This window comes from Pseudomonas sp. (genome assembly GCF_049645325.1).
In the GTDB taxonomy this organism is placed as follows: domain Bacteria; phylum Pseudomonadota; class Gammaproteobacteria; order Pseudomonadales; family Pseudomonadaceae; genus Aquipseudomonas.
Window position 1 is genome coordinate 1 of sequence record NZ_JBARTQ010000426.1, and the last position, 2,297, is coordinate 2,297.

Annotated in this window: 2 protein-coding genes and 4 tRNA genes; 4 read left to right on the top strand and 2 right to left on the bottom strand. The window is 56.5% G+C overall.

Features of this window, described 5'->3' with window-relative positions; translation table 11 throughout:
- Positions 1-24 precede the first annotated feature (24 nt).
- Positions 25-945: a recombination-associated protein RdgC gene (rdgC, locus tag WBB95_RS18520; RefSeq protein ID WP_424488905.1), complete on the bottom strand. Its 921-nt coding sequence runs from the start codon at positions 943-945 to the stop codon at positions 25-27.
- Positions 946-1,105: 160 nt separating this feature from the next.
- On the opposite strand from rdgC, the gene WBB95_RS18525 reads away from it, so the two are divergent.
- From WBB95_RS18525 to WBB95_RS18540, 4 genes are all read left to right on the top strand, one after another.
- A tRNA-Val gene (locus WBB95_RS18525) sits at positions 1,106-1,181 on the top strand.
- A gap of 19 nt (positions 1,182-1,200) precedes the next feature.
- A tRNA-Asp gene (locus WBB95_RS18530) sits at positions 1,201-1,277 on the top strand.
- Positions 1,278-1,453: 176 nt separating this feature from the next.
- Positions 1,454-1,529, top strand: a tRNA-Val gene (locus WBB95_RS18535).
- Positions 1,530-1,548: 19 nt separating this feature from the next.
- Positions 1,549-1,625 (top strand) — tRNA-Asp (locus tag WBB95_RS18540).
- A gap of 273 nt (positions 1,626-1,898) precedes the next feature.
- Here WBB95_RS18540 and WBB95_RS18545 read toward each other — a convergent pair.
- Complete coding sequence (locus WBB95_RS18545; protein ID WP_424488906.1) at positions 1,899-2,027, bottom strand: hypothetical protein; 129 nt, start codon at positions 2,025-2,027, stop codon at positions 1,899-1,901.
- Positions 2,028-2,297: the final 270 nt, after the last annotated feature.

The following is a 2,297-nucleotide window of genomic DNA, read 5'->3' on the forward strand; positions in this document are numbered from 1 at the left end:
CCCACATTTTGCTCTTCACATGGCTTAGATGCCCTGTGGTGTCTCTTCGCCGCCCAGCGCTTCAACCAGCGCCGGGATGAAGTCGCCGAATGTCAGCATCATCAGCGTGAAGCTGGCATCCAGTTGGCCCAACGCCTCTTCACCACCGTCCTGTTCCGCCTGATCCTGCAGCAGGTCTTCGAACTTCAGGCGCTTGACGGTCATCTTGTCGTCGAGCATGAAGGACAGCTTGTCCTGCCAGGCCAACGACAGTTGAGTCACGACTTTGCCAGTGGTCAGGTGCAGCTGGATTTCTTCGCCGGTCAGGTCCTGGCGCTTGCAACGCACGATGCCGCCGTCTTCGTGGGTGTCGCGCAGTTCGCATTCGTCGAGGACGAAGAAGTCATCGGCCGGTTTCTGGGTGGTGACCCAGTCGGTCATGATCGCGGTCGGCGCGGTTTTCACGGTCAGTGGGCGTACCGGCAGGGTGCCGATCACTTCACGCAGGGTCGACAGCAGGTCTTCGGCGCGCTTGGGGCTTGCCGAGTTGACCAGGATCAGGCCTTGCTTCGGCGCGATGGCAGCGAAGGTCGACGAACGACGGATAAAGGCTCGCGGCAGGAAAGCCTGGATGATTTCATCCTTGATCTGGTCGCGTTCCTTTTTATAGACCTTGCGCATTTGCTCGGCCTCGATCTCTTCGACTTTCTCTTTCAGCGCGTCACGTACCACGCTACCCGGCAAGATGCGTTCTTCCTTGCGCGCGGCGATCAGCAGGAAGTCACCGCTGACGTGAACCAGGGGAGCGTCTTCACCTTTACCAAAGGGCGCGACGAAACCGTAAGTGGTCAACTCCTGGCTTGCACAAGGGCGCGCCAGTTTGGTGGCCATTGCAGTTTCCAACGCCTCGGCATCAACAGGCAGATCTTGGGTTAGGCGATAGATAAGCAGGTTCTTGAACCACATGGGGTGAGTCTCTCCTTTATACAAAGGGGGGCATTATTCTCTTGATAACGTCTCAGGCCAACCCTGCCTAAGCCATTGGAAGGCCTCAAAAAAAAGATTTAAGAAAGTGCTTGCCAGACTTAGGGTCGCTCCGTAGAATGCGCGCCACACCGAAAGTGAAGGGTGATTAGCTCAGCTGGGAGAGCGTCTGCCTTACAAGCAGAATGTCGGCGGTTCGATCCCGTCATCACCCACCATTCGCTTCAAGTGTTACGCGCAGCGGTAGTTCAGTCGGTTAGAATACCGGCCTGTCACGCCGGGGGTCGCGGGTTCGAGTCCCGTCCGCTGCGCCATATTCGGTAACCTGGAACGCTGAACGCCAGGTCACCACGGAAAGCCCGCTTAATCGCGGGCTTTTTTCTGTCCGAAATATGGCAAAAAATCGTGCGGTAAACTTTTTTTAAATAAATTGCATTTAAATCAAGACATTACGATTTTTTGGTGTATGATGCGCCCACACCGAAACGAAGGGTGATTAGCTCAGCTGGGAGAGCGTCTGCCTTACAAGCAGAATGTCGGCGGTTCGATCCCGTCATCACCCACCATTCGCTTCATGTGTTACGCGCAGCGGTAGTTCAGTCGGTTAGAATACCGGCCTGTCACGCCGGGGGTCGCGGGTTCGAGTCCCGTCCGCTGCGCCATATTTGGTAACCTGGAACACTGAACGCCAGGTCACCGCAGAAAGCCCGCTCATTGAGCGGGCTTTTTTTTGCCTGCGATTCAGCTCGACGGCTCCAGGCTGGGTGCCAGGCCATCCATCAAACCCCAAGGCAACTCTTGCCGATTCCGATCATCAGCATGGCCGCCACGGTTGGTAGTGTCTGGCCAGCATCGACCACGCTGACACCCTACAAGCCCGCCGCCGCCTTTGACTCCGCGCCCGTTAGCGGGTAGGCCACGTTCAGTTGCGGGCATCAACGATCAGCTTGTTTGGTTTTCTTTTTCTTGTCGTTGCGGGTGGCGAGGTGCTCGAAGCAAAACGCAGCGGTGCCGAAGAGCGCAATCATTGACAGGACGACCATGCCTAGAGTTGAACTTTCCACGATGACTTCCTACGGGGTTTTGGGGTAGGGAGTGACGGTAAAGTGCGGGGGATTGGTTGCTCAATAGGGACGACGTAATCGTTATGGGGAATCGGGGATTTATACGGGGTTTTTACGGGCTGGGGGGGCATATCCATTGTTTGAGTGATGGCGTCTTAGGGTTCCGCCCTGACGGCGGCTCACTTTGGAAAAGCCCCAAAGTAAGCAAAGGGCTCTTGCCCCTCCACTCGGCACCTCGCTTAGGCTCGGCGTTCGGCCATCGTGGTTAAC